This is a genomic window from Pseudomonas sp. S34 (genome assembly GCF_009866745.1).
GTDB lineage: Bacteria > Pseudomonadota > Gammaproteobacteria > Pseudomonadales > Pseudomonadaceae > Aquipseudomonas > Aquipseudomonas jessenii.
In genome coordinates, this window is the sequence record NZ_CP019398.1 from 3,919,862 (window position 1) to 3,942,096 (window position 22,235).

The following is a 22,235-nucleotide window of genomic DNA, read 5'->3' on the forward strand; positions in this document are numbered from 1 at the left end:
TTTTTCTGGAGAGCGTCTGCAACAGCTATCCCAGACTGGCCCAAACCTTTCACGCAGGATTGCCGTGATGACAGAGCCCCTCCTCAGCTTTGATGCACTCAAGCGCGCCGCGGCTGCCGGCGAAATCGATACCGTACTGGTCTGCATGGTCGACATGCAGGGACGCCTGGTCGGCAAGCGATTCCAGGTCGAGTTTTTCATCGACAGCGGCCACGAAGAAACCCACTGCTGCAACTACCTGCTGGCCGATGACATCGACATGGAGCCGGTGCCGGGTTACGCCGCGGCCAGTTGGAGCAAGGGTTACGGCGATTTCGTGCTCAAGCCCGACATGTCCACCCTGCGGCGCGTGCCCTGGCTTGAGTGCACGGCGCTGGTGCTGTGCGACGTGCTCGATCATCACCATCGCCAGGACCTGCCCCACAGCCCAAGGGCGATTCTGAAAAAACAGGTCGAGCGCCTGCGCGAGCGTGGCTACACCGGCATGTTTGCCTCGGAGCTCGAGTTCTATCTGTTCGATGAGAGTTACGAGGCGATCCACAAGCGCAACTATCACAAACCGAAAACCGCCGGCCATTACATCGAAGACTACAACATCCTCCAGACCACCCGCGAAGAGCCGGTGCTGCGGGCGATTCGCAAGCACTTGCAGGCCTCGGGCATTCCCGTGGAAAACTCCAAGGGTGAATGGGGCCCGGGCCAGGAAGAGATCAACATCCGCTACGCCGACGCCCTGACCATGGCCGACCACCACGTCATCATCAAGCACGCCTGCAAAGAGATCGCGCAATTGCAGGGCAAGGCGATCACCTTCATGGCCAAGTGGCGCTACGACGCTGCCGGCTCCAGCAGTCACATCCATAATTCGTTGTGGGACAAGAACGCCAAGAAGCCGCTGTTCTTCGACGCGAAAGCCGAATTCGGCATGTCGAAACTGATGCGTTCCTGGGTCGCCGGCCAGCTCAAGTACGCCAACGACATCACCTGTTTTCTCGCGCCCTACATCAACTCCTACAAGCGCTTCCAGGCTGGCACTTTTGCGCCGACGCGGGCGGTCTGGAGCCGCGACAATCGCACCGCCGGCTTTCGCCTGTGTGCCGAAGGCAGCAAGGCCATCCGCATCGAATGCCGCATCGGCGGTGCCGATCTCAACCCCTATCTGGCCTTCGCCGCGCTGATCGCGGCGGGCCTGGCCGGTATCGACGAGAAGCTCGAACTGGCGCCGCCGTTCGAAGGCGACGCCTACCTGGATGAGCATTTGCCGGAGGTGTCCAAGACCCTGCGCGAAGCGAGCGCCGCACTCAAGGCCTCCGGCATGTTGCGCAAGGCGTTCGGCGATGAGGTGGTCGACCATTACGTGCACACCGCCGAGTGGGAGCAGAAAGAGTACGACCGGCGAATCACCGACTGGGAATTGCAGCGCGGTTTCGAGCGCTATTGAGAACATCATGACTGCGAAGGTTCAATTGATCTCCCCGGTCGATGGCCGGGTGTACGCCGAACGCGAGGTGGCCGATGCGACGCAGATCGAGCAGGCACTGACGGCCGCTGCCAACGCACAGGCGTCCTGGCAACGCCGCTCACTGAGCGAGCGCGCAGCGTTCTGTAGCGCCGCGGTGGACGCGATGCTGTCGATGCAGGCCGACATCGTGCCGGAGCTTGCCTGGCAGATGGGCCGCCCGGTGCGTTTTGGCGCCGGCGAACTGCGCGGTTTTGCCGAACGCGCCCGGCACATGATCGCCATTGCGCCGCAAGCCCTGGCCGCCGTAGAGCCGGTGCCTGTGGCGGGATTTCGCCGCTATATCAAACGCGAGCCGCTGGGCACGGTGCTGGTGGTCGCTCCGTGGAATTACCCCTATCTGACGGCGGTGAACACGATTATCCCGGCGCTGATGGCCGGCAACAGCGTGATCCTCAAGCATGCATCGCAAACGCTGCTGGTGGGCGAGCGTTTCGCCGAGGCCATGCGTCGCGCAAAACTGCCCGAGGGGTTGTTCCAGAATCTGCTGCTCGACCATGTGTCGACCGGGGCGATCATTGCTTGCGGGCGCGTGCAGCAAGTGAACTTCACCGGTTCCGTGGAGGCTGGAAAAGTCATGGAAAGCGTCGCCAGCGGACAATTTCTCGGTATGGGCCTGGAGCTCGGTGGCAAAGACCCGGCCTATGTCCGGGCAGACGCCAACCTTGAACAGGCGGTGGAAAATCTGGTGGACGGCAGTTTCTTCAATTCCGGGCAGAGTTGCTGCGCCGTGGAACGCATCTACGTCGACCAGAAAATCTACCCGGTGTTTGTCGAGCGCTTCGCCGAACTGACCCGCCAGTACGTGCTGGGCAACCCACTGGATGAAGCCACCACCCTCGGTCCGCTGGTGACACCGGGCGCCGCATTCTTCGTTCGCGGCCAGATTGCCGATGCGCTGGCCCAGGGCGCCAAAGCGCTGATCGATCCGAAGTCCTTTCCCGCCGACGTGCCGGGCAGCGCCTACCTGGCACCGCAAGTGCTGGTGGACGTGAACCATCAAATGTCGGTCATGCGCGACGAAAGCTTTGGCCCGGTGGTCGGCATCATGCCGGTGGCCAGCGATGAAGAAGCCATCGCCTTGATGAATGACAGTGAGTTCGGGCTCAGCGCTTCCATCTGGACCTTGGACCTCGCAGCGGCCGAACGCCTGGGCAACGAGATCGCCACCGGCACGGTGTTCATGAACCGCTGCGACTACCTGGACCCGGCATTGGCCTGGACCGGCGTGAAGAACAGCGGTCGCGGCGTCACCCTGTCGCCACTGGGTTACGAGCACCTGACCCGGGCCAAATCCTTTCATCTGCGTCACGAGGTGTAGACCATGAACCTGACAGGAAACTGGAGCTACCCCACAAGCGTTCGTTTCGGTGTCGGGCGCATCGCCGAACTGGCCGAGGTCTGTCGCAGCCAGGGTATCCAGCGACCTTTGCTCGTGACCGACAGCGGCCTGGCGCGCGCACCGATCACCACGGCGGCACTGGACGCATTGCGCGCCGCCGGTCTTGGCGTGGCGCTGTTTTGTGACCTCAAGCCCAATCCGGTGGAAGCCAATCTGGCCGGCGGGCTCGATGCCTGGCGTGCCGGCCAGCACGATGGTGTGATCGCGTTCGGCGGCGGCAGTGGCCTGGACATGGGCAAGCTCATTGCCTTCATGAGCGGCCAGACCCGTCCGGTCTGGGACTTCGAAGACATCGGCGACTACTGGACCCGCGCCGACGACAGCCGCATCGCCCCGGTCATTGCCGTGCCGACCACGGCGGGAACCGGTTCCGAAGTCGGCCGTGCGGCGGTGATCATCGACGAGCGCACCCACACCAAACGCATCATCTTCCACCCGAAAATGATGCCCCGCGTGGTGATCAGCGATCCGGCCCTCACCGTCGGCATGCCCGCCAAAATCACCGCAGGCACCGGCATGGACGCGCTGTCCCATTGCCTGGAAGCGTACTGCGCCCCCGGCTTTCACCCCCTGGCCGATGGCATTGCCGTGGAAGGCATGCGCCTGGTGGCCAACTCACTGGTGAAGGCGGTACACACGCCGTCGGACCTTGAGGCCCGCGCACAAATGCTCGCGGCGGCGGCCATGGGCGCCACGGCATTCCAGAAAGGCCTGGGCGGGATGCATGCGCTCTCCCATCCGGTGGGTGCGTTGTATGACACCCATCACGGCATGACCAATGCCACCTTCATGCCCTATGTCCTGCACTTCAATCGCTCGGCCATCGAGGAGCGCATCACCCGCCTGGCGGCGTACCTGCGCCTGCCCTCCCCGGGGTTCGACAGTTTCCTGGCCTTCGTCCTCAAGCTGCGCAAGGACATCGGCGTGCCCCATACCCTGGTTGAACTGGGCGTGGATGGCCGGCAGGCCGACCTGATCGCCGACATGGCGATTGTCGACCCTTCCGCTGGCGGCAACCCGCTGCCATTGACCCGGGACGGCGTGGCAAAGATTTTCGACGCGGCACTTCACGGCCGTCTGTAGGAGCGAGCCTGCTCGCGATGGACTTGAGGATGACGCGGGGTGTCAGGCTCCCCGCGTCATCGTTGACGTTCATCGCGAGCAAGCTCGCTCCTACAGAAAACCAAGGTCGAGCCTACGGCGGCTTAGTTCGGCCTGTCCAAAACCTGAAAAGGGGCACACATCATGAACCCAGCAAGCCAGCCGGGCACCGAAACGCACGACGATGACGTCAAGGTGCTGCACAGCATGGGCTATGCCCAGCAACTCTCACGACGAATGGGCGTTTTCTCCAACTTCGCCATTTCCTTTTCGATCATCTGCATCCTCTCGGGTGGCATCAACTCCCTGGCCCAGGGCACCTCGGGCGCGGGGGGTATATCCATCGGCATCGGCTGGCCAATCGGTTGCCTGATCTCCGGGGTATTCGCCATGGCCATGGCGCAGATTTCTTCGGCCTACCCCACCGCTGGCGGCCTGTACCACTGGGGTTCGATCCTGGGTAACCGCTTCACCGGATGGCTGACCGCGTGGTTCAACCTGCTGGGGCTGGTCACGGTGCTGGGCGCGATCAACGTCGGTACCTATTACTTCTTTTTCGGTGCCTTCGGGCCGGCACTGGGCATGGAAGACACGACCACGGTCAGGGTGATTTTCCTGGCGATCCTCACCGGCCTGCAGGCCTTGTGCAACCACTTGGGTATCGGCCTGACCGCCAAACTCACTGACTTCTCAGGTTACCTGATCTTCGCCACGGCGCTGGCCCTGACCATCGTCTGCCTGATATCGGCACCCAGCTATGAATTCGCACGGCTGTGGACCTTCGGCAACTATTCCGGCGAAGCGGGTGGCAGCGTCTGGCCGCAGGTCTCCAACGGCTGGGTTTTCATGCTCGGCCTGCTGTTGCCGATCTACACCATCACCGGCTATGACGCCTCTGCGCATACCTCCGAGGAAACCCGCAACGCGGCCATGTCGGTGCCGCGCGGCATGGTCATGTCGGTGGTCTGGTCGTTGCTGTTCGGCTGGCTGATGCTCAGCGCGTTCGTGCTGATGCTGCCGAACATGGACGAGGCGGCCAAGCAAGGCTGGAACGTGTTTTTCTGGGCCATGAACACCCAGGTCGACCCGACCTTGAAACTGGTGCTTTTCGTGGCGATTTTCATCTCGCAGGTGCTCTGCGGACTGGCCACCGTCACCTCGGTTTCACGGATGATTTTCGCGTTCTCCCGGGACGGTGGCCTGCCCTGTTCCAAAGCACTGGCCTCCGTTTCGCCGACCTTTCGAAGCCCGGTGGCGGCGATCTGGACCGGTGCCACCCTCGCCGTCCTGTTCGACTGGGGCTCGTCGGTGATCTCGGTCGGGGCAACGCCGGTCTATACGATCGTGGTGTCCTGCACGGTGATCTTCCTGTTCTTCTCCTTCGCCATTCCCATCGCGCTCGGCCTGTTTACCTTTGGGACGGCGAAGTGGCCGACCATGGGACCGTGGAACTTGGGGCGTTTCTGGTACTCGGTGTTCGCCATCCTCTCGATCCTGTCGATGGTCATCATTTTCGTCATCGGCATCCAGCCACCGAACAATTGGGCGCTGTACATCACCATCGGTTTCCTGATCCTGACGGCCATCGTCTGGTTCGGTTTTGAAGCCCGGCGCTTCCAGGGGCCGCCGGTGGGCGACATGATCGTCAAGCGCCAGGCTGAAATTGCCGCGGCGGAGGCGGCGTTGAACAGGAAATAGACGAGCGCTGATTAACCTGTGGGAGCGAGCTTGCTCGCGATGGCGGCGTGTCAGGCGCCATCGATGTTGGATGTGCCGGCCTAATCGCGAGCAAGCTCGCTCCCACAAGGTTGTTTGGCGTTTCCGGGATTTGCGGGTGGCTGCATTCCCCTGTGGGAGCGAGCTTGCTCGCGATGGCGGTGTGTCAGGCGCCATCGATGTTGGATGTGCCGGCCTAATCGCGAGCAAGCTCGCTCCCACAAGGTTGTTTGGCGTTTCCGGGCTTTTTTGCAGGCTGATGATCTATCCTGTGCCTCCCCGATTCCGCCCCGGAGACACCTGTGCCCGCCCTCACCGCCCGCGAGGTTTACCAGCCGTTGCGCGATGCCGCTCAAGGCATCTGCACCTTCAAGCGAGTCGACGACGCCTGCGAGCCTGACCATGTACAGGTCGACATCGACGGTTGGCGCCTGACGCTCGACGTCGACGCCGGTCACCTGCGCCACTGCCTGCACGGCCAAAGCCCCGATGGCCGTGAATATGTGTTCGACAACGGGCAGCGCTTCGGCACCGACCCGGTGAGTTTGCTCAGCACCTGGGAGCTGGCGCAGATTGAACGGCTGCTGGCCTGAATCTTTCGCAACCTGTCGTTCCCTGGCCGCACTTGTGATACACAAGCCGGAGTGATTTTCGCGTCCAAGGAGGTTCTGCCCATGCCCCGTTCCCTGCGCCTGCCGCACTGGCTGGCCTGCGCCCTGCTCGGTTTGCTCGCTGGCAGCGCCCAGGCCGGCACGACACCCCCGGCGCCCGATGCCTTGCAGCCCTTGCTGGCGACGATGAATGAGCGGTTGAACATCAGCGAACTGGTGGCGCTGACCAAGTGGGACAGCGGCAAACCGGTCCAGGACAACACCCGGGAAGCGCAAGTCATCGCCAACGCCAGGAAGCAGGCGGCTGAACGCCAGCTTGACCCCGACGATGTCGCCGTCCTGATCGCCGCCCAGATTGAAGCCAGCAAACTGGTGCAATACGGCCGGCTCGCACAATGGCAAGCGGCGCACAAGGCACCGGACACGCCACGGCCAGACCTGGGCAACGACATCCGGCCCAAGCTCGACAACCTGCAGAACCTGCTGCTCACGCAGTACGCCGCGTTCCTGCCCTACCGCAACGACCCGAACTGCCCGCAATGGCTGGCCACCGAACGTTCCGCGCTGATCAAGGATTATTTGCATGGCCAGGCGATGATTCGTGCGACCGGGGAGCTGTGTATTGCAGGGCGATAACGTCAAATGAGCCACATTGAAACCCTCGCCAAAATCCTGCTCGGCCCGTTATTGCTGGTACAGGGCCTGTATACGCGGCGGGTGACGCCCAAGTTGCCGGAGGCCGAAGGTGACCGCCAGGGCGAGGCTGGTAGCGGTGACGTGCTGCGCTTGTTGATTGTCGGCGACAGCGCCGCAGCGGGGGTGGGTGCGGCGACTCAAGGTGAAGCCCTCAGTGGTCGGCTGGTCGCGCGCCTGGCCGATGATTACCAGTTGTCGTGGAAACTCTGGGCGCACTCGGGGCTGGATTCACAAGGGTTGCTGGAGCTGCTCGAACAGCACGCCCCCGAGCCGTTCGATGTGGCGCTGTTGTCGATTGGTGTCAACGATGTCACCAGCTCTCTCACCCTGGATCAGTGGCTCGCTCGGCAACGGCGCTTGATGGCGCTGCTGTGCGATAAATACGCGGTGAGGCAGATTGTGGTGTCGCCGCTTCCGCCGATGCATTTGTTCCCCGCGCTGCCCCAGCCGCTGCGCTGGTTTCTGGGTTTCAGGGCGCGGCAGTTCAATGCACATCTTGCGGATCTGGCCGCACGCCTGGATCAATGTACGATGCTGACCACCCCGCTGGCGCCCGAACCGGGCCTGATGGCCAGTGATGGTTTTCATCCGGGGCCGCTGCTCTACCGTCAATGGGCCGACGATGCCGCCAGGGTGATCGACCAACGCTTTCGCACCACAACAATAAAAACAGGAGTTGAAGATGTCTGAGCTGAAACTGAACCCCAATGTCGCAGCGTCCCTGAAGCAGTGGCACGCGATGCTCGACAACCGCGACTTGAGCGGTTTGCCCGAAATGCTCGATCCGCAGGCGGTGTTCCGTTCGCCGATGGCGCACACGCCGTATCCGGGAGCGCCGGTGGTGTCGATGATCCTCAATACGGTCATGGACGTGTTCGAGGATTTTGCCTATCACCGTGAGCTGACGACGGCGGATGGCTTGAGCGTGATTCTCGAATTCAGCGCCAGGGTCGGCGAGAAAGAGCTGAAGGGTATCGACATGATCCGCTTCAACGAACAGGGCAAGATTGTCGAGTTTGAAGTGATGGTGCGGCCGCTCAGTGGCTTGCAGGCGCTGGGTGAGGAAATGGGGCGACGGTTGGGGGCTTACCTGAAGGCCAGCAAGGCCTGACTTACCTGACTCACCAAAAATCCCTGTGGGAGCGGGCTTGCTCGCGAAGGCGGCGAACCAGTCGATAAAGATGTTGACTGACACTCCGCTTTCGCGAGCAAGCCCGCTCCCACAGGATTTGTGTTTAACCTGAAATCAGGGGCAAACCGTTAAACCATCGGCTGGTGGCTGGTCACGCAGTGAATCCCTCCACCGCCTGCAGAGATCGCGTCGATGTCGAGTTGCACCACCTTGCGCTGCGGGTAGAGTTCGGACAGCAGGTCGAAGGCCTTGGCATCGGCTTCTTCGTCGCCGAATTGCGGTGCGATGATCGCGCCATTGATCACGAAGTAGTTGATGTAGCCGGCGGCGAAATCCGGGTTGTCCTTGCTGAACCGGCTGTTGCGCGGGTTGAGTGGCGGCGACACGGTATGCACCTGCAACTTGCGGCCATCGGCATCCGTGGCGTTTTCCAGGATCTGCAGATGGGCGCGAGTGACCTTGTAGTCGTAGGACTCGGGGTCATTGTCGAGGTTAGCGATGACCACGCCGGGCTTGACGAAGCGCGCATAGAAATCGACGTGGGCGTCGGTGATGTCCTTGCCCTTGATGCCTGGTAGCCAGATGATTTTGCGCAGCCCCAGACGCTCTTTCAGCTCTGCCTCGACCTCGGCCTTGCTCCAGTCGGGATTGCGGTTGCGGTTGATCCAGCTGCTTTCGGTCATGATCCCGGTGCCGTGGCCATCCACTTCGATGCCACCGCCCTCGCCCACCAGTTCGCTTTGCTGGTAATCCGCCTTGGCGTTTTCGGCGACCAGGGCGGCCAGTTGCGCATCGTCCGCATGCTGCTGTTTGTTGCCCCAGCCGTTGAAGTTGAAGTCCACGGCAGCAAGGCCGCCGCTTCCGTCGACGACAAAATTGGCGCCGATGTCGCGCATCCAGATGTCGTCCAGTTCGGTGATCACGAAGGTGGTGTTGTGGCTGCCGCATTTGGCTTCGGCCAGGCGCCGTTCGCTCTGGCGACAGAACACGGTGACCGGCTCGTGTTCGGCAATGCTGCGGGCGATCCGGCCAAGGGCGTCTTGCACATGGGGCGTGAAGTCCTCCCAGATCGCGGCCTGTGCCCCGAAAGCGATGAAGGCCCGCTGGTGTTTGTCCCCTTCATCGGGCATGTACCAGTTGCCTTTACCGGCCGCTCGCACCGGCTGGGAGGCAAAGCCCAATCCCATGGACGCCAGCGCGCCCAGTCCGGCAGCGACCGATACCTGCTTGATGAATGTTCGACGTGTCGGCATGTGATTTCCTGAAATCGAGGTTTGGCCGGCCCTCGGGCCGGCCGATGATCATTTGACTGTAGCGGTCTTGAACTTGGTCCAGGTGCGCATGCGTGCCCGCATGTCGGCCTGGGGAATGTCCTTGCCGGGAATCAGCCGCGCGTAGGTGGCATCATCGAGGTAGATGTCCGGGTTGTTGCGCATCGCGGCATCGACATCCGGGCGTGCCTTGGCGTTGGAGGTCGGGTAGCCGGTGAAGTTGCTGATGGCTGCCATGTTTTGCGGGCGCATCACGAAGTTGATGAACGCGTAGGCGTACTCCGGATGCCGGGCGTCGACGGGAATGGCCATGGTGTCCATCCACACCGTGGTGCCTTCGCGGGGGATGCGGTAGTGGAAGGCGGTTTTCTTGCCAGCGCCGTCAGACGTGCGTTGCGCCTGGGTCATGTCGCCGCTGTAGCCGAGGGACATGCACAGGTTGCCGTTGACCAGGTCGGTCACCGGTTGCGACTGGAACTTGCGAATGTACGGCCGCAGTTTCATCAGCAAGTCACTGGCCGCCGCCAGGTCCGCCGGTTTGGCGCTCCGCGGGTCGCGGCCCAGGTAATTGAGCACCACGGCCAGCACTTCGTCCGGCGAGTCGATCATCGAGATGCCGCAGTCGGCGAATTTCGCCGCCAGTTCCGGCTTGAACAGCATGTCCAGGCTGTCGACCGGCGCATCCGGCGCACGCTGGGCAATCTGCCCGGCGTTGTAGGTCAGGCCGATGGTGCCCCAGGTGTACGGGATCGTGGCCTGGCGCGACTGCTCGTAGTGCGAGCGCAATTTCTGCAACCCTGGCTCGACGTCGTTCAGAGCAGTAAGTTTTGACTGATCCAAGGGCTGCAAACTGCCGGCGCGCATCAGGCGTTCGGCCACGGTGTCACCGGGGAAGATCAGGTCGTAGCCACTGCCGCCAGCGAGCATTTTCGCTTCCAGGGTTTCACTGCCGTCCATCACGTCGTAGATCACTTTGATCCCGGTTTCGGCGGTGAACTTGCTCAAGGTGTCCTCGGCGAAATAGTCGGCCCAGTTGTACAGCCGCAGGGTTTTCTCTTCGGCGTGCAACGCAGGCACCGCACAGCTCAGCGCCAGCCCCATGGCCAGGCACAGCTTGTTGATCGTGTTCATGTCACACCCCTTGGGTTGCCCAGCGTGAATGGATCTGACGACCGTCCTGGGTCAACAAGGCGCCGTACATTTCCGGACGGCGATCGCGGTAGATACCCCAGGTCAGGCGGTCCTCGCGCATGGCCGCCAGGTCCAGGCTGTGGACCAGCACGCCGGTGCTGTCACGGTCGGCTTCGGCGAGTAACTTGCCCTTGTGGTTGCAGATGAACGACGAGCCATAGAAGCTCATTTGCAGAGTCGGGTCGGTGGTCGCCGCTTCCCGGCCGACCCGGTTGGCCGCCACCACCGGCAGCAGGTTGGCGGCGGCGTGGCCGCGCATGGTCATCTGCCAGTGATCCCGGGAATCGAGAGTGGCACAACCCGGTTCGGAGCCGATGGCCGTCGGGAACAGCAGCACTTCGGCCCCCATCAACGCCAGGCAGCGAGCGGTTTCGGGGAACCACTGATCCCAGCAGATGCCCAGGCCGATGCGCCCGAACGCGGTGTCCCAGACCCGGAAACCGCTGTCGCCGGGGCTGAAGTATTCTTTCTCCTGATAGCCGATGGCGTTGGGGATGTGGGTCTTGCGGTACACACCCAACAGGCGCCCGTCGGCGTCGGCCACGCTCAGTGAGTTGAAGTAGGCGTTGCCGGCCTTCTCATACCAGCTCAACGGCAGCACCACGCCCAACTCTTTCGCCAATGCGGCGAAGCGCTGGAGCACGTGGCTTTCGCGATACTCCTCGGCCAGTGCCAGGTGTTTGTGGTGTTGCTCGATGCAGAAATACGGCGTGGCGAACAGCTCCTGCAACAGGATGACCTGCGCGCCCTTGGCCGCCGCTTCGCGGACCAGTTGCTCGGCCTGGTCGAGGTTGTGTTTCAGGTCCCAGGTGCAGGGCATCTGGGTGGTGGCGATGGTCAGCAGTGTCATGGCATCAACCCCGCACCGGCCAGGCCGGCTGTTGCTGGGTGATGCAATGCACACCGCCACCACCATGGGCCAGATGGTTGATCCGCACCGGCACCACTTCACGACCGGGGAACGCCTGCGCCAGCACTTCGGCAGCGACCTTGTCGGCATCGATGCCGTAGGCCGGCATGATGATCGCGCCGTTGGCGATATAGAAATTGGTGTAGGAGGCGCAGAACACTTCGGCCTCGGTGTCCACTGCATCGGTGGCTTCGAACAGTTCGATCAGTTCGAACTGGCGGCCCTGGGCGTCGGTGGCCAGTTCAAGGGCGCGGCGGTTCTCCCGGGCCACTTCGGCGTACACCGATTGCTTGTCGTGGGTGGCGTCCACCAGCAACACGCCGGGACGGGCAAAGGCGCACACGCCATCGACGTGGCCGTCGGTCATGTCGCCGGTCACGTAGTCCGGATCGCCCGGCAGCCAGATGGTTTTCTTCACGCCCAGCAGTCGGGTGAAGATCTCTTCGATCTCGGCCTTGCTCACGCCCGGGTTGCGATTGGGGTTGAGCAACACCGATTCGGTGGTGATCAGCGTGCCCTCGCCGTCCACATGAATCGCGCCACCCTCATTGCTCAACGCCGTGCCGAAGCACTCCAGCCCCAAATGGTTGAGCGCACGGCGGGCCAGGCTTTCGTCCAGATCGTGGGCCGACTTGCCACCCCACGCATTGAAGCGCCAGCTCACACCGGCCAGGCCTTGCTGCGGGTGGCAGACGAAGCTCGGGCCGGAGTCGCGGCACCAGCTGTCGTTGACCGCCAGTTCGATCAACTCGATGTTCGGCCCGCACAACGCCTTGGCGCTGGCGACGGCTGAAGGATCGACCACCAGTTTCACCGGTTCGAAGCGGGCGATGGCGTTGGCCACGCGGGCGAAATCTTCTTGAACCTGTGGCAGTGTCACCCGCCAGCCTGACTCCCACAGGGTCTTGTTGTGCGGCCAGACCATCCAGGTGGCGGCGTGAGTGACCCACTCGGCCGGCATCGTCCAACCGCTGTTTTGAATTACGTTCTGCTGCATGACAAGCACCTCTGAGTTAAGTCATTGTGTTCAATGAAAACGGCCTTGGCGGTCTTGGCATGCATGCTACGGCTGTAAAAACGGGCAAACAAACGATGGATTTTGCAGACAACTGATTAGAGGAACTTATCGATATGCTCAAACACTGGCCGCCCCTGAGCACCCTGCGCGGCTTCGAAGCCGCCGCCCGGCTGGGCAGTTTTCACAAGGCTGCCGACGAGTTGCACCTCACCCAATCGGCGATCAGCCAGCAGATCCGCAGCCTTGAGGCCTACCTGGAACAACCGTTGTTCCATCGCAGCGGGCGCAGCGTCAGCCTGACCGATGCCGGGCACGATCTGCTGAGCACCACCCAGGCGTTGTTGCAGCAACTGGCGGTGGGCATTCGCCGCTTGGGGCAATACCAGAAGCCCAATCAACTGGTGCTCAACACCACCCCGGCGTTTGCCCGGCACTGGTTGTTGCCGCGCCTGGGGGATTTCCGCCGGCTGCATCCGCAGGTCGATCTGTGGATTTTCAGCACCGATGAAGTGCCGGACATGGCCAGCCAGACCATCGACCTGGCGGTGCGCGACGACATCAGCTCCCAGGCCGAATGCAGTTTCAAGGTGCTGCACGCCGACCGCCTCTACCCGGCGTGTCACCCGAGCCTGTTGGCCGTGCCCGTGGAACAGCGCACCACCTTGCATGGCGAGCGGGAAATGGACTGGAGCCACTGGGCGGTGGAATCGGGCATAGATGTGGGGCAGATGGATCAGGGGCTGAATTTTTCCGATCCGGGTTTGCTGCTGGACGCAGCCTGTACCGGACTGGGCATTGCGCTGGTGAGCCAGTTGCTGAGTCGGCAGGCACGGGCCACCGGGCTGTTGCAGCCGATGGTGGAGCAAACCATCCGCGGCCCGAACTGGGCGCTGCTGACCCACCGTGACAGCGAGAACATCCCGATGGCGCGGGCCTTTACCCAGTGGCTGGTCGACAACCTGGCGGCCGAGCAGCAGACCGCGGCGTGATCATTGCGCCGGGAAAGTTTGCAGGTAGGCCAGCAGGTCTTCGATTTTTTCCGGGTCGCTGAGGCCCCAGAAAATCATGCGGGTGCCGGGCACGACTTTCTTCGGCGCCTCAAGGTAGGCGATCAGGGTTTCGCGGTCCCAGACCAGGTTGGCGGATTTCATCGCATCGGAATACACGTAGTCCGTGGTGACGGCGGAATGGCGACCGATCACGCCGTTGAGTTGCGGACCAAAGAAGGCACGAGCCGATTCACCGATCTGATGGCAGCCGCTGCAGAGGCGCTTGTACACTTTCTCCCCGGCCTGGACATCGCCTGCAGCAAGGATGGGTGTGCTGAACAGGCCCGCGGTGAGCGCCGAGGCGAGGGTCAGTGCTGCGAGTTTTTTCATGTTCCGTTTCCAGTCGGGTGTTGCCGGATGGCTATTGGAACATGCGGGTCGGGGATATCCCAAGTGGTCAAATGGACGCAATCCCTGTGGGAGCGGGCTTGCTCGCGAAAGCAGTAGTCCAGCCACCTACGATGTTGAATGTGGAGGCCTCTTCGCGAGCAAGCCCGCTCCCACAGGGGACCTGTGCTCATCATGATGGTTGTGACCGATGAGGGTAGACGGTGTTCGAGGGGTTTCAGGAGTCGCTGACTGACGGCGCCTGGGGCATGGGGCGGGTTTTCACGGTGACGAACATTTTGATGCGGTCGCCGATTTCCTGGAGGGTATGGCGGAACGGGTCGTGTCTTTCGCTGGTGGTCGGGTCTTCGAAGCTCCAGACCATCACTTCACCGGTAAACGGCATGCGTGAGGCCTCTTCGCAAGACTTGTCGCACAGGGTGATGACGTAGTCGAATTCCTGACCTTCGAAATCTTCGAGGGACTTGCTGCGCAAGCCGCTGGCATCGACACCGATGTGATCGAGGGATTCGAATGTGCGCGGGTCGATCTCGCTGGCCTCAAGCCCGGCGCTGAAGGCCTGGAAATCGGCAGGATCGGTGTGGCGAAGCAGGGCTTCAGCCATGGGTGAGCGGACATCGTTTCGGGCGCAGACGAACAGCACGCGACGGGGGTCGGTCATGGGTTTTCCTCGGCTGGCAGGTTTTTAGTGTTTGCTCATCAATCCATGCAGAACGCCAAACCGCAGACCCGGTTCAGACGGCCACCGGGGCACTCAAGACGGATTGCGAGGATCTTGCCATTGCTTTGATGACACCCGGATGACAGGCCTGGAGTTCTGAGCCACACCACAACAGTGGCAGGATTTTCGGCATCCTGATGGATGGCCATCAAGCTGTCATCGAATCGTCATGAACCGAGCGCCATACTCAGTCCATCCAATGCGTGCTTTAACTTTCCGCTGCCAGTCCCGGCAGCTTTTTTTTGCCTGAAATTGCCCTTACAAACACTCCTGCGCCGCACGCTCGAACGTCGACGGCACGAAGGTCGACGCCAGCAGCTTGCGCTCGTACAGGAATACCTTGCCGCCGTTCGAGGCTTTATAGGTTTCAAGCACGTTGTCCGCCGACACTTTGCTTGATACGACGATCCGGTAGCTGCGCTGGGTCTGCGACACCGTTGGGTTGAGCGCATCGTGCTGCAACTTCGGCACCACGCAATGGGTGTACTCCTCCGGCGACTTGCTGGTCTGCAAGGTCATGGTCGGATCATTCGGCGTGGCACAACCGGCCAGCAGCAGCGAAGCGAAGGCCAGGGTCGGGGCAAAAACAGTGCGCATGAATCAGGTCCTGAATAGAAATCCACGGTGGATCGGGTTGCCCGCCGCTCAATGGGCGTCGGGCTTGTTAATTTGTTGTTGCGGTCAATCCGGCGGTTACCAGCGCCTTCAACGATGCATCGAACTGTTTCAGCGCGGTCAGTTGCAGGTCGCGTTGCTGTTCGATTTGCGCGGCGATCTCGGGCGCGGTCTTGTCATGCACCCATACCGACGGCAGTTGTTTTTCCACCGCGCCTTCGGCCTTGCCGATGTACTGCAGGTTGGCGTCGTAGAACCGCGCGGCGAAACGCGCCTCGACCCGGTCGTTACGCTGAGTCAGCAACTGATTGTGGGTATCGAGCATCACCACCACATCGGGATGGGCCTGCACCAGGGCATCGAGATTTTCGTAGACCGTCACCGACAGAAAAGTGTGGTGCAACGAACCCATCAGCCAGTCGATGGCCAGGTCCGGATCGGAACTGTTGACGAACGCCTGGCGAATCCGCGTATCCAGTGCGTTTTTCGCACCGTTGACGGCCACCGAGTGGTATTGCTCAAGGTATTGCAGGTTTTCCACAGTGTTGTCGCTGTAGAGCACCCCGACCGTCTGACCGTATTGCAGCCCGCTGTGACCGCCGGTGATCGGCGGCAGATGGCAGGCGCGTGCATCTTCGGCAAAGGCCGATGCGGTGGACGCAACGCTGCCCAGCAACAGGGCAATCACAGCCAGTCGGGTCAAGATTTTCATCGCGCAGGTTCCTTGAGCAGCGTGTTCAATGCAGGCAATTTTCCGCCTTTGCGCAAAAAACAGAACTTGCGATTCTTGATGGTGACTATTGACTGAACCAATAGTGCTGCGGCGCCAGTAGCTGCCTTTGGCGCAAAATTACCGGTCAATGTCGAACAAGCGGCTGTGCCGCACGCCCACTGTTCATTACAGTGGCGACTGCCCTCAAAACCTGATCAAGGAACGAAAAAATGGTCACTTGCTACCTGAAATACGTGCTCGACCCCTACCAGCTCGACGCTTTCGAGCACTACGGCAAGATGTGGATTCCCCTGGTGGAAAAGTTCGGCGGCCAGCACCATGGCTACTTTTTGCCGTCGGAGGGCGCCAACAACATCGCCCTGGCGCTGTTCACCTTCCCCAGCCTGGCGGCGTACGAGCATTACCGGCAGCAGTCGATGAACGATCCAGAGTGCATCGCGGCCTTCAAGTACGCCGAGGAGAAGAAATTCATCCTCAGCTACGAGCGTTCATTCATGCGGCCGGTGTTTGGCGAGCAGGCGCGCTGAGTCAGCCTTTTTGCAGATCCAGGCAATAGGTGTAATAACCGGGGTCGCGCACCCAGCCCAGGGATTCATACAGACGCTGGGCGGTGACGTTGTCGGTGGCGGTTTCCAGGGTCATGCCTTTGCCACCGGCCAGCTTCGCAAAATCCCGGGCGGTGTTCATCAGCAAGGTGCCGACGCCTTTGCCCCGGGCGGCGGGCGTGGTGAACAGGTCACCGAGCAGCCAGGTGCGATGGGCGTCGATCGAGGAAAAGGTCGGGAACAGCTGGACGAAGCCGAGGTTTTCACCATCGCTGTCCCGGGCAAGAAAAATCACCGATTCATCCCGGGCGAGGCGCTCGGCGATAAAGGCGCGCGATTGCGAAAGGTTCGACGGCTGCTTGTAGAACATCCGGTAGGCGTCAAACAAAGGGGCGATCTGGTCGATGTGCGATGCGTCGGCGCGCAGGGCCTGAATAGCCATGAGGGTGCTCCATTGCGGTCTCAAGGAATTACAGACTAGCAATGGCGAGGCAACAGCGACGTAAAATTTTCTGAAAACACCGCCGCCTACTGTGGGAGCGGGCTTGCTCGCGAAGAGGCCGTGTCAGTCGACATAAATGTTGAATGACACGCCGCTTTCGCGAGCAAGCCCGCTCCCACATTAGGCTCCCACATTGGATTGCGGATTGCGGTCAGACCCGCACATTACGCCCCGGCAGCGAAGTACGCTGGCTGCTTTCCCAGCCCTCGACCAGCCCCACCGGCACATCCGCCGACAGCAACATCTGCACGCCACGCACCAGGTCGGATGCCCGCTCGGCGAGCATGATGGTCGGCGCATTGAGGTTGCCGTTCGGCTCGGTCGGGAACACCGACGAATCGATCACCCGCAGACCGGCGATACCACGCACGCGCAACTCGGAATCGACCACCGCCATGTCGTCCTCGCCCATGCGGCACGAACCGCACGGATGGTAGGTGCTTTCCAGGTTGTCGCGCACGAACGCGTCGAGGTCTTCATCGCTGGTTACTTGCGCCCCCGGGGCGATTTCGCCGTCGCGGAAGCGGTCCATGGCTTTCTGGCCGATGATCTCGCGGGTCAGGCGGATGCAGCGGCGGAAACCTTCGCGGTCCTCTTCCCGCTCCAGATAGTTGAAGCGGATTTCCGGATGCTCGTAAGGGTCGGCCGAGCGCACCCGCACGTAACCACGACTTTTCGGTTTGTTCGGCCCGGTGAGCACCATGAAGCCGTGGCCCTTGATCGGCTTGTTGCCGTCGTAGCGCATCGCTGCCGGCAGGAAGTGAAACTGGATGTCCGGCCAGCGCAGGCCCTTCTCGGAGCGGATGAATCCACCGGCCTCGAAGTGGTTGGTGGCGCCCAGGCCGTCCTTGAACAGCAGCCAGCGCAGACCGATCATCAGCTTGCTCAGCGGATCCATCTTGCTGTTGAGGGTCACCGGCTCCTTGCAACCGAACTGGATGTACACCTCGGCGTGATCCTGCAGGTTCTCCCCTACCCCCGGCAGGTCATGGCGTACGCCGATCCCGGCCTTGCGCAGGACGTCCGCCGGGCCGATGCCCGAGCGTTGCAGCAGGTGCGGCGAACCGATCGGCCCGGACGAGATCAGCACTTCGCGGTTGCAATACACCTGGTGGGTCTGGCCGCCGTGGTCATACATGACCCCCACCGCACGCTTGCCTTCGAGGATGACCTGGCGCGTCATCGCATGGGTGATCACCGTCAGGTTCGGACGGCCCATGGCCGGGCGCAGATAGGCGTTGGCCGTGGAGCAGCGCACACCGTTCTTCACAGTCATGTGCATGGCACCGAAACCTTCCTGCATGTAGCCGTTGCAGTCTTCGGTCTTGATGTAGCCAGCTTCCGCGCCGGCTTCGACCCAGGCACCGTACAGCGGGTTTTTCATGTGATTGCCGTTGGTGGTGTGCAGCGGCCCGGTTTGCCCGCGATAGCTATCACCACCCGACTCGTAGCTCTCGGCGCGCTTGAAGTACGGCAGGCAGTTGCGATAGCCCCAGCCTTCAGCACCCAGGGATTCCCACTCGTCAAAGTCCAGTGCATGGCCACGGATGTACACAAGGCCATTGATCGACGAAGAGCCGCCCAGCACCTTGCCCCGTGGGCAGTGAATGCGCCGGCCGTTGAGGTGGGTCTCCGGCTCGGTTTCGTAGCGCCAGTTGTACTTCTTGGTGTTCATCGGGATCGAGAATGCGCTCGGCATCTGGATCACTACGCTCTTGTCACTGCCGCCGAATTCCAGGACCAGCACCGAGGTGGCCGGGTCTTCGCTCAGGCGGTTGGCCAACACACAACCTGCCGAGCCTGCGCCAATGATGATGTAGTCGTATTTTTGCGTAGCCATGGTCATCTCCCGACCGTCGATTCAGTGAATACCGGCATAGGCTGCTGTTTGTGGGTCAGCGTGTCGCCGGTGGTGTATTGCGGGGAGTTTTTCTCAATCTGCTGGATCACCGCTTCTTCGCGCTTGAGGTCGATCGAGCGGCTCAGCCAGTAGTACGCCAGGCCCGATACGATCAGCCCGACCAACCAGGCGATGTCGATGCTGCCCAGCGCCTTGGCGAGCGGACCGACATACACCTCGCGCTGTTCAACGCCGTCGAAGATGTAGAAGAACGGGATCATCGAGATAAAACCGATGGCATAAGCGGCGATACCGCGCAGTCCCCAGCTGCCGTAAATGTTGCCGTGGGGCATGAAGAAGTGCGGGATGGCGTAGCGGCCCTTGCGCACGAAGAAGTAGTCGGTGAGGTTGACCGAGGTCCAGGGCACCAGGAAGTACAGCATCACCACCAGGTAGATCCCCAGTACCGACAGGCCTTTGCCGGAACTCTGGATGCTCAGGGCCACGCCCAGTTGCAGCAGGATCACGAAGCCGATGGCCAGGATGCGTGCCTTGCGGGTTGGCTCGATGTGCTTGATCGAGTCGACGCAGGTCAGCGTGGTCAGCTTGGCGCTGTAGATGTTCATCGCGATCACCGGCAGGAACGCCAGGATGGTAACGACCACCACCGCCGTGCCCACCAGCGGCGACACAGTGTTGCCGACTTGCCCGAGGGCCACCAGCACGTCAGTGGAGTGCAGGTGATCGGCCAGCCAGCCACCCACGGAAATCATCCACGCACCGGACAGCGACGCCCCAAGGAACACCACGGCGATCAGCTTGCCGCTGGAAGTATTCTTCGGCAGGTAGCGCGAGTAGTCCGACACATAAGGCGCATAGGCGATGTTGTAGCTGGCGGCCGCCGCAAACTGCGCGATGAAACCGGTCCAGTTGAAACCCAGCGGCTCCCGGGCCACTTCGCCCGCCGCCAGCGCCGGCATTACCGCGTCCGGCACCCAACCCATCAACACCGCCACGGTGACAAGGCCATACAGCGGCAGCGACAGGAACAACGCCCATTTGAAGCTGCGGTGCATCCAGTCATGGCCGAGAATCGCCAGCACCGCCGCCGGTATGGTCACCGCCACCGCGATCACCGCGGGGTTGAAGCCGAACAGCGTGTGCAGCCCCTGCATCATCAGCACCAGGTTGACGATGTTGAAGCCGGCGAACACGAACAGCGTCGCCAGCAGCACCAGGATCACCCCGCGATAACCGAACTGCGCGCGGGACTGGATCATCTGTGGCAGGCCAAGGTGCGGGCCTTGCGAGCCGTGAAACGCCATGAACAGCGTGCCGAACATGATGCCCAGCGTGCCGGCGAGCGTGGTCCACAGTGCGGTCAGGCCGACGCTTGGGCCAACGAAGCCGATGGTCATGGTGAAGAAGGTGAAATTGCCGAGGAACCAGAACGGGCCCTGGCTCGACAGTTTGTCGGTGCGCTCGTTCTCGGGGATGAAGTCGATCGAATGCCCCTCGACGACGGATTTTTCGTCGAGGCTGGACACGCTCGGGGCGGACTTGGCGTTAGTGTTCATGACGGACTCTTATTGTTGGAAGATCATGACGAGATAACCGCGTTCTTTCGGGTGAACGACGCCCGGGAGCTTCCTTGCCGTTCCCGTTTTTCAAAGGCTCGATTGCCTTCAGCCCTAGTGCAAAACCTGTGGGAGCGGGCTTGCTCGCGAAAGCGGAGCACCAGCCGACATCAATGTTGGATGTGCCGGCCTCTTCGCGAGCAAGCCCGCTCCCACAAGGGGCGGGTCAGCCTGGCAGCGTGATCCACACCGCCTTGGTTTCGAGCAAGTAGTCGAGCTGCTCGGCGCCCAGGTCCTTGCCGAATCCGGACTGCTTGTAGCCACCGAACGGCATCGACGGATCGAGGGTGCCGTGGGCGTTGACGTAGACCGAACCGGCCTTGAGGCGCGGGATCAGGCTGTGCACTTTCCCGAGGTCGTTGGAATACAGTGCGGCAGCCAGGCCGTATGGCGAGTCGTTGGCCAGGGCCAGCGCTTCTTCCTCGTCGTCGAACGGTGCGGTGACCAGCACCGGGCCGAAGATCTCTTCCTGGACAATGCGCATGTCGTTGCGGCAATTAGCGAAAATGGTCGGCTCGACGAAGAAGCCAGGGCCATCGACCGGTTGACCGCCGTAGACCAGTTCGGCGCCTTCGGCCTTGCCGGTTTCGATGTACTCGGTCACGCGCTGCTTTTGCAGGGCCGAGACCAGCGGGCCGATGAAGCAGTCCGGGTCCAGGCCCGGGGCCATTTTCAGGGTGCGCGTGTAGGCGATCAGCTCACGCAGGAATTCGTCGTAGACACTGCTATGAATATAGGCCCGCGTACCGGCGTCGCATACCTGCCCGGAGTTGAAAAACACGCCGTTGGCGACTGCTTGGGCGGCGGCCGGGATGTCGGCGTCGGCACAGACGATGACCGGTGATTTACCACCGAGTTCGAGGGTCAGGCGCTTCATGTCATCCAGCGCTGCGCGGCCGACAGTCTGGCCGACCGGGGTCGATCCGGTGAAGGTCAGTTTGTCGATGCCGGGATGGGTGGCCATGGCCGCGCCGACCACGCTGCCGCGCCCGGTGACGATGTTGATCACGCCGTCAGGGATGCCCGCTTCCTGCACCAGTTCAGCGAAGCGCAGGGCCGACAACGAAGTCAGTTCGGCGGGCTTGACCACCACGGTGCAACCGGTGGCCAGCGCCGCGCCGAGCTTCCAGGCCATGGTTTGCAGCGGGAAATTCCACGGCACGATGGCGCCGACCACACCTACCGCTTCCTTGCGGGTATAGGCCAGGTAGTTGCCCGGCAGCGAAGGTTCGACAGTACGGCCGTGCAGTTTGGTGGCCCAGCCGGCGAAGTAGCGCAGGGTATCGACGGTGCCCTGGATGTCAACGTCCTTGGCGAAGGCAACCGATTTGCCCATGTCGATCGATTCGATTTGCGCCAGCTCAGCAGCGTTCTGCTCGATCAGGTCGGCCAGGCGCTGCATCATGCGCTCGCGTTCCGCAGGTTTGGCCTGGCGCCAGGCGCCGCCGTCGAACTGGGCGCGGGCGGCTTGCACGGCGCGGTCCAGGTCATCGGTGGTGCCCATGGGAATGCGGGTGATCAGGCCTTCGGTCGAGGGTTCGATCACATCGGAGGTTTCGCCGTTGCTGGCCTCGACCCAGGCGCCGCCGATGAACATTTTCTGGACCTTGCCGAGGAAGGTCTGGGTGGCTTCGCTGACGCCGAATTTTTGCAGGTAACTTTTGACGATCGTGTCCAT

The 22,235-nt window shown here is 61.9% G+C and carries 22 protein-coding genes; 10 read left to right on the top strand and 12 right to left on the bottom strand.

What is annotated here, in order from left to right; all coding sequences use genetic code 11:
• Positions 1-67 precede the first annotated feature (67 nt).
• The 8 genes from PspS34_RS17480 (at position 68) to PspS34_RS17515 (ending at position 8,156) form a co-directional block, all read left to right on the top strand.
• A complete protein-coding gene (locus PspS34_RS17480) occupies positions 68-1,441 on the top strand; it encodes a glutamine synthetase family protein (RefSeq protein WP_154862433.1) in 1,374 nt (457 codons plus the stop codon).
• A gap of 7 nt (positions 1,442-1,448) precedes the next feature.
• The gene (locus PspS34_RS17485) at positions 1,449-2,840 is read left to right on the top strand and encodes an aldehyde dehydrogenase family protein (protein ID WP_154862434.1); all 1,392 of its coding nucleotides are present in this window, start codon (positions 1,449-1,451) and stop codon (positions 2,838-2,840) included.
• Between the two features lie 3 nt (positions 2,841-2,843).
• A complete protein-coding gene (locus tag PspS34_RS17490; RefSeq protein ID WP_154862435.1) occupies positions 2,844-4,004 on the top strand; it encodes an iron-containing alcohol dehydrogenase in 1,161 nt (386 codons plus the stop codon).
• Between the two features lie 162 nt (positions 4,005-4,166).
• Positions 4,167-5,720 (top strand): amino acid permease, encoded by a 1,554-nt coding sequence (locus PspS34_RS17495; protein ID WP_154862436.1) that lies wholly within the window; start codon positions 4,167-4,169, stop codon positions 5,718-5,720.
• 320 nt (positions 5,721-6,040) lie between these two features.
• On the top strand, positions 6,041-6,331 hold the full coding sequence (locus tag PspS34_RS17500; protein WP_057714224.1) for a hypothetical protein: 291 nt from the start codon (positions 6,041-6,043) through the stop codon (positions 6,329-6,331).
• 81 nt (positions 6,332-6,412) lie between these two features.
• On the top strand, positions 6,413-6,985 hold the full coding sequence (locus tag PspS34_RS17505) for a chorismate mutase (protein ID WP_154861316.1): 573 nt from the start codon (positions 6,413-6,415) through the stop codon (positions 6,983-6,985).
• A 6-nt stretch (positions 6,986-6,991) separates the two neighbouring features.
• Positions 6,992-7,735 (top strand): SGNH/GDSL hydrolase family protein, encoded by a 744-nt coding sequence (locus PspS34_RS17510; RefSeq protein ID WP_154861317.1) that lies wholly within the window; start codon positions 6,992-6,994, stop codon positions 7,733-7,735.
• Positions 7,728-8,156 carry a nuclear transport factor 2 family protein gene (locus PspS34_RS17515; protein WP_154861318.1) on the top strand — a complete coding sequence of 143 codons (429 nt, stop codon included), beginning with the start codon at positions 7,728-7,730 and terminating at the stop codon, positions 8,154-8,156. The genes PspS34_RS17510 and PspS34_RS17515 overlap by 8 nt, the downstream gene beginning before the upstream one ends.
• A gap of 149 nt (positions 8,157-8,305) precedes the next feature.
• On the opposite strand, the gene PspS34_RS17520 is transcribed toward PspS34_RS17515, so the two are convergent.
• Genes PspS34_RS17520 through PspS34_RS17535 form a run of 4 tightly spaced genes read right to left on the bottom strand, consistent with a single transcriptional unit; the run spans position 8,306 to position 12,546 of the window.
• Positions 8,306-9,430, bottom strand: coding sequence for an agmatine deiminase family protein (locus PspS34_RS17520; RefSeq protein ID WP_154861319.1), 1,125 nt, complete (start codon positions 9,428-9,430; stop codon positions 8,306-8,308).
• A 48-nt stretch (positions 9,431-9,478) separates the two neighbouring features.
• A complete protein-coding gene (locus tag PspS34_RS17525; protein ID WP_154861320.1) occupies positions 9,479-10,579 on the bottom strand; it encodes an extracellular solute-binding protein in 1,101 nt (366 codons plus the stop codon).
• Position 10,580: 1 nt separating this feature from the next.
• A complete protein-coding gene (aguB, locus tag PspS34_RS17530; protein WP_057714218.1) occupies positions 10,581-11,489 on the bottom strand; it encodes an N-carbamoylputrescine amidase in 909 nt (302 codons plus the stop codon).
• Between the two features lie 4 nt (positions 11,490-11,493).
• Positions 11,494-12,546 carry an agmatine deiminase family protein gene (locus tag PspS34_RS17535; protein WP_154861321.1) on the bottom strand — a complete coding sequence of 351 codons (1,053 nt, stop codon included), beginning with the start codon at positions 12,544-12,546 and terminating at the stop codon, positions 11,494-11,496.
• A 134-nt stretch (positions 12,547-12,680) separates the two neighbouring features.
• On the opposite strand from PspS34_RS17535, the gene PspS34_RS17540 reads away from it, so the two are divergent.
• Positions 12,681-13,556: a LysR substrate-binding domain-containing protein gene (locus PspS34_RS17540; RefSeq protein WP_154861322.1), complete on the top strand. Its 876-nt coding sequence runs from the start codon at positions 12,681-12,683 to the stop codon at positions 13,554-13,556.
• On the opposite strand, the gene PspS34_RS17545 is transcribed toward PspS34_RS17540, so the two are convergent.
• The 4 genes from PspS34_RS17545 to PspS34_RS17560 form a co-directional block, all read right to left on the bottom strand.
• Positions 13,557-13,946: a cytochrome c family protein gene (locus PspS34_RS17545; RefSeq protein WP_154861323.1), complete on the bottom strand. Its 390-nt coding sequence runs from the start codon at positions 13,944-13,946 to the stop codon at positions 13,557-13,559. It lies immediately after the preceding gene.
• Between the two features lie 235 nt (positions 13,947-14,181).
• Positions 14,182-14,625 carry an arsenate reductase ArsC gene (locus PspS34_RS17550; protein ID WP_150814771.1) on the bottom strand — a complete coding sequence of 148 codons (444 nt, stop codon included), beginning with the start codon at positions 14,623-14,625 and terminating at the stop codon, positions 14,182-14,184.
• A gap of 318 nt (positions 14,626-14,943) precedes the next feature.
• A complete protein-coding gene (locus tag PspS34_RS17555; RefSeq protein WP_057714212.1) occupies positions 14,944-15,282 on the bottom strand; it encodes a hypothetical protein in 339 nt (112 codons plus the stop codon).
• Between the two features lie 67 nt (positions 15,283-15,349).
• Positions 15,350-16,012, bottom strand: a complete 663-nt coding sequence (locus PspS34_RS17560) for an ATPase (protein WP_154861324.1) — start codon at positions 16,010-16,012, stop codon at positions 15,350-15,352.
• A 230-nt stretch (positions 16,013-16,242) separates the two neighbouring features.
• Between PspS34_RS17560 and PspS34_RS17565 the strand changes: the two genes are divergently transcribed.
• A complete protein-coding gene (locus PspS34_RS17565) occupies positions 16,243-16,560 on the top strand; it encodes an NIPSNAP family protein (protein ID WP_102670496.1) in 318 nt (105 codons plus the stop codon).
• Between the two features lies 1 nt (position 16,561).
• On the opposite strand, the gene PspS34_RS17570 is transcribed toward PspS34_RS17565, so the two are convergent.
• From PspS34_RS17570 to PspS34_RS17585, 4 genes are all read right to left on the bottom strand, one after another.
• Positions 16,562-17,020 (bottom strand): GNAT family N-acetyltransferase, encoded by a 459-nt coding sequence (locus tag PspS34_RS17570; RefSeq protein ID WP_150814720.1) that lies wholly within the window; start codon positions 17,018-17,020, stop codon positions 16,562-16,564.
• A 211-nt stretch (positions 17,021-17,231) separates the two neighbouring features.
• Complete coding sequence (gene betA, locus PspS34_RS17575) at positions 17,232-18,920, bottom strand: choline dehydrogenase (RefSeq protein WP_154861325.1); 1,689 nt, start codon at positions 18,918-18,920, stop codon at positions 17,232-17,234.
• 2 nt (positions 18,921-18,922) lie between these two features.
• Positions 18,923-20,497, bottom strand: coding sequence for a cytosine permease (locus PspS34_RS17580; protein WP_090456554.1), 1,575 nt, complete (start codon positions 20,495-20,497; stop codon positions 18,923-18,925).
• 226 nt (positions 20,498-20,723) lie between these two features.
• Positions 20,724-22,235, bottom strand: coding sequence for an aldehyde dehydrogenase family protein (locus tag PspS34_RS17585; protein WP_150814722.1), 1,512 nt, complete (start codon positions 22,233-22,235; stop codon positions 20,724-20,726).

What these genes read in the sequence shown, in the direction of transcription:
- aguB (WP_057714218.1), bottom strand. Translation starts at nt 11,489, where the DNA reads ATGACACTGCTGACCATCGCCACCACCCAGATGCCCTGCACCTGGGAC.
- betA (WP_154861325.1), bottom strand. Translation starts at nt 18,920, where the DNA reads ATGGCTACGCAAAAATACGACTACATCATCATTGGCGCAGGCTCGGCA.
- PspS34_RS17555 (WP_057714212.1), bottom strand. Translation starts at nt 15,282, where the DNA reads ATGCGCACTGTTTTTGCCCCGACCCTGGCCTTCGCTTCGCTGCTGCTG.
- PspS34_RS17520 (WP_154861319.1), bottom strand. Translation starts at nt 9,430, where the DNA reads ATGCCGACACGTCGAACATTCATCAAGCAGGTATCGGTCGCTGCCGGA.
- PspS34_RS17580 (WP_090456554.1), bottom strand. Translation starts at nt 20,497, where the DNA reads ATGAACACTAACGCCAAGTCCGCCCCGAGCGTGTCCAGCCTCGACGAA.
- PspS34_RS17525 (WP_154861320.1), bottom strand. Translation starts at nt 10,579, where the DNA reads ATGAACACGATCAACAAGCTGTGCCTGGCCATGGGGCTGGCGCTGAGC.
- PspS34_RS17550 (WP_150814771.1), bottom strand. Translation starts at nt 14,625, where the DNA reads ATGACCGACCCCCGTCGCGTGCTGTTCGTCTGCGCCCGAAACGATGTC.
- PspS34_RS17515 (WP_154861318.1), top strand. Translation starts at nt 7,728, where the DNA reads ATGTCTGAGCTGAAACTGAACCCCAATGTCGCAGCGTCCCTGAAGCAG.
- PspS34_RS17505 (WP_154861316.1), top strand. Translation starts at nt 6,413, where the DNA reads ATGCCCCGTTCCCTGCGCCTGCCGCACTGGCTGGCCTGCGCCCTGCTC.
- PspS34_RS17540 (WP_154861322.1), top strand. Translation starts at nt 12,681, where the DNA reads ATGCTCAAACACTGGCCGCCCCTGAGCACCCTGCGCGGCTTCGAAGCC.
- PspS34_RS17585 (WP_150814722.1), bottom strand. Translation starts at nt 22,235, where the DNA reads ATGGACACGATCGTCAAAAGTTACCTGCAAAAATTCGGCGTCAGCGAA.
- PspS34_RS17545 (WP_154861323.1), bottom strand. Translation starts at nt 13,946, where the DNA reads ATGAAAAAACTCGCAGCACTGACCCTCGCCTCGGCGCTCACCGCGGGC.
- PspS34_RS17565 (WP_102670496.1), top strand. Translation starts at nt 16,243, where the DNA reads ATGGTCACTTGCTACCTGAAATACGTGCTCGACCCCTACCAGCTCGAC.
- PspS34_RS17510 (WP_154861317.1), top strand. Translation starts at nt 6,992, where the DNA reads ATGAGCCACATTGAAACCCTCGCCAAAATCCTGCTCGGCCCGTTATTG.
- PspS34_RS17490 (WP_154862435.1), top strand. Translation starts at nt 2,844, where the DNA reads ATGAACCTGACAGGAAACTGGAGCTACCCCACAAGCGTTCGTTTCGGT.
- PspS34_RS17495 (WP_154862436.1), top strand. Translation starts at nt 4,167, where the DNA reads ATGAACCCAGCAAGCCAGCCGGGCACCGAAACGCACGACGATGACGTC.
- PspS34_RS17560 (WP_154861324.1), bottom strand. Translation starts at nt 16,012, where the DNA reads ATGAAAATCTTGACCCGACTGGCTGTGATTGCCCTGTTGCTGGGCAGC.
- PspS34_RS17480 (WP_154862433.1), top strand. Translation starts at nt 68, where the DNA reads ATGACAGAGCCCCTCCTCAGCTTTGATGCACTCAAGCGCGCCGCGGCT.
- PspS34_RS17535 (WP_154861321.1), bottom strand. Translation starts at nt 12,546, where the DNA reads ATGCAGCAGAACGTAATTCAAAACAGCGGTTGGACGATGCCGGCCGAG.
- PspS34_RS17485 (WP_154862434.1), top strand. Translation starts at nt 1,449, where the DNA reads ATGACTGCGAAGGTTCAATTGATCTCCCCGGTCGATGGCCGGGTGTAC.
- PspS34_RS17570 (WP_150814720.1), bottom strand. Translation starts at nt 17,020, where the DNA reads ATGGCTATTCAGGCCCTGCGCGCCGACGCATCGCACATCGACCAGATC.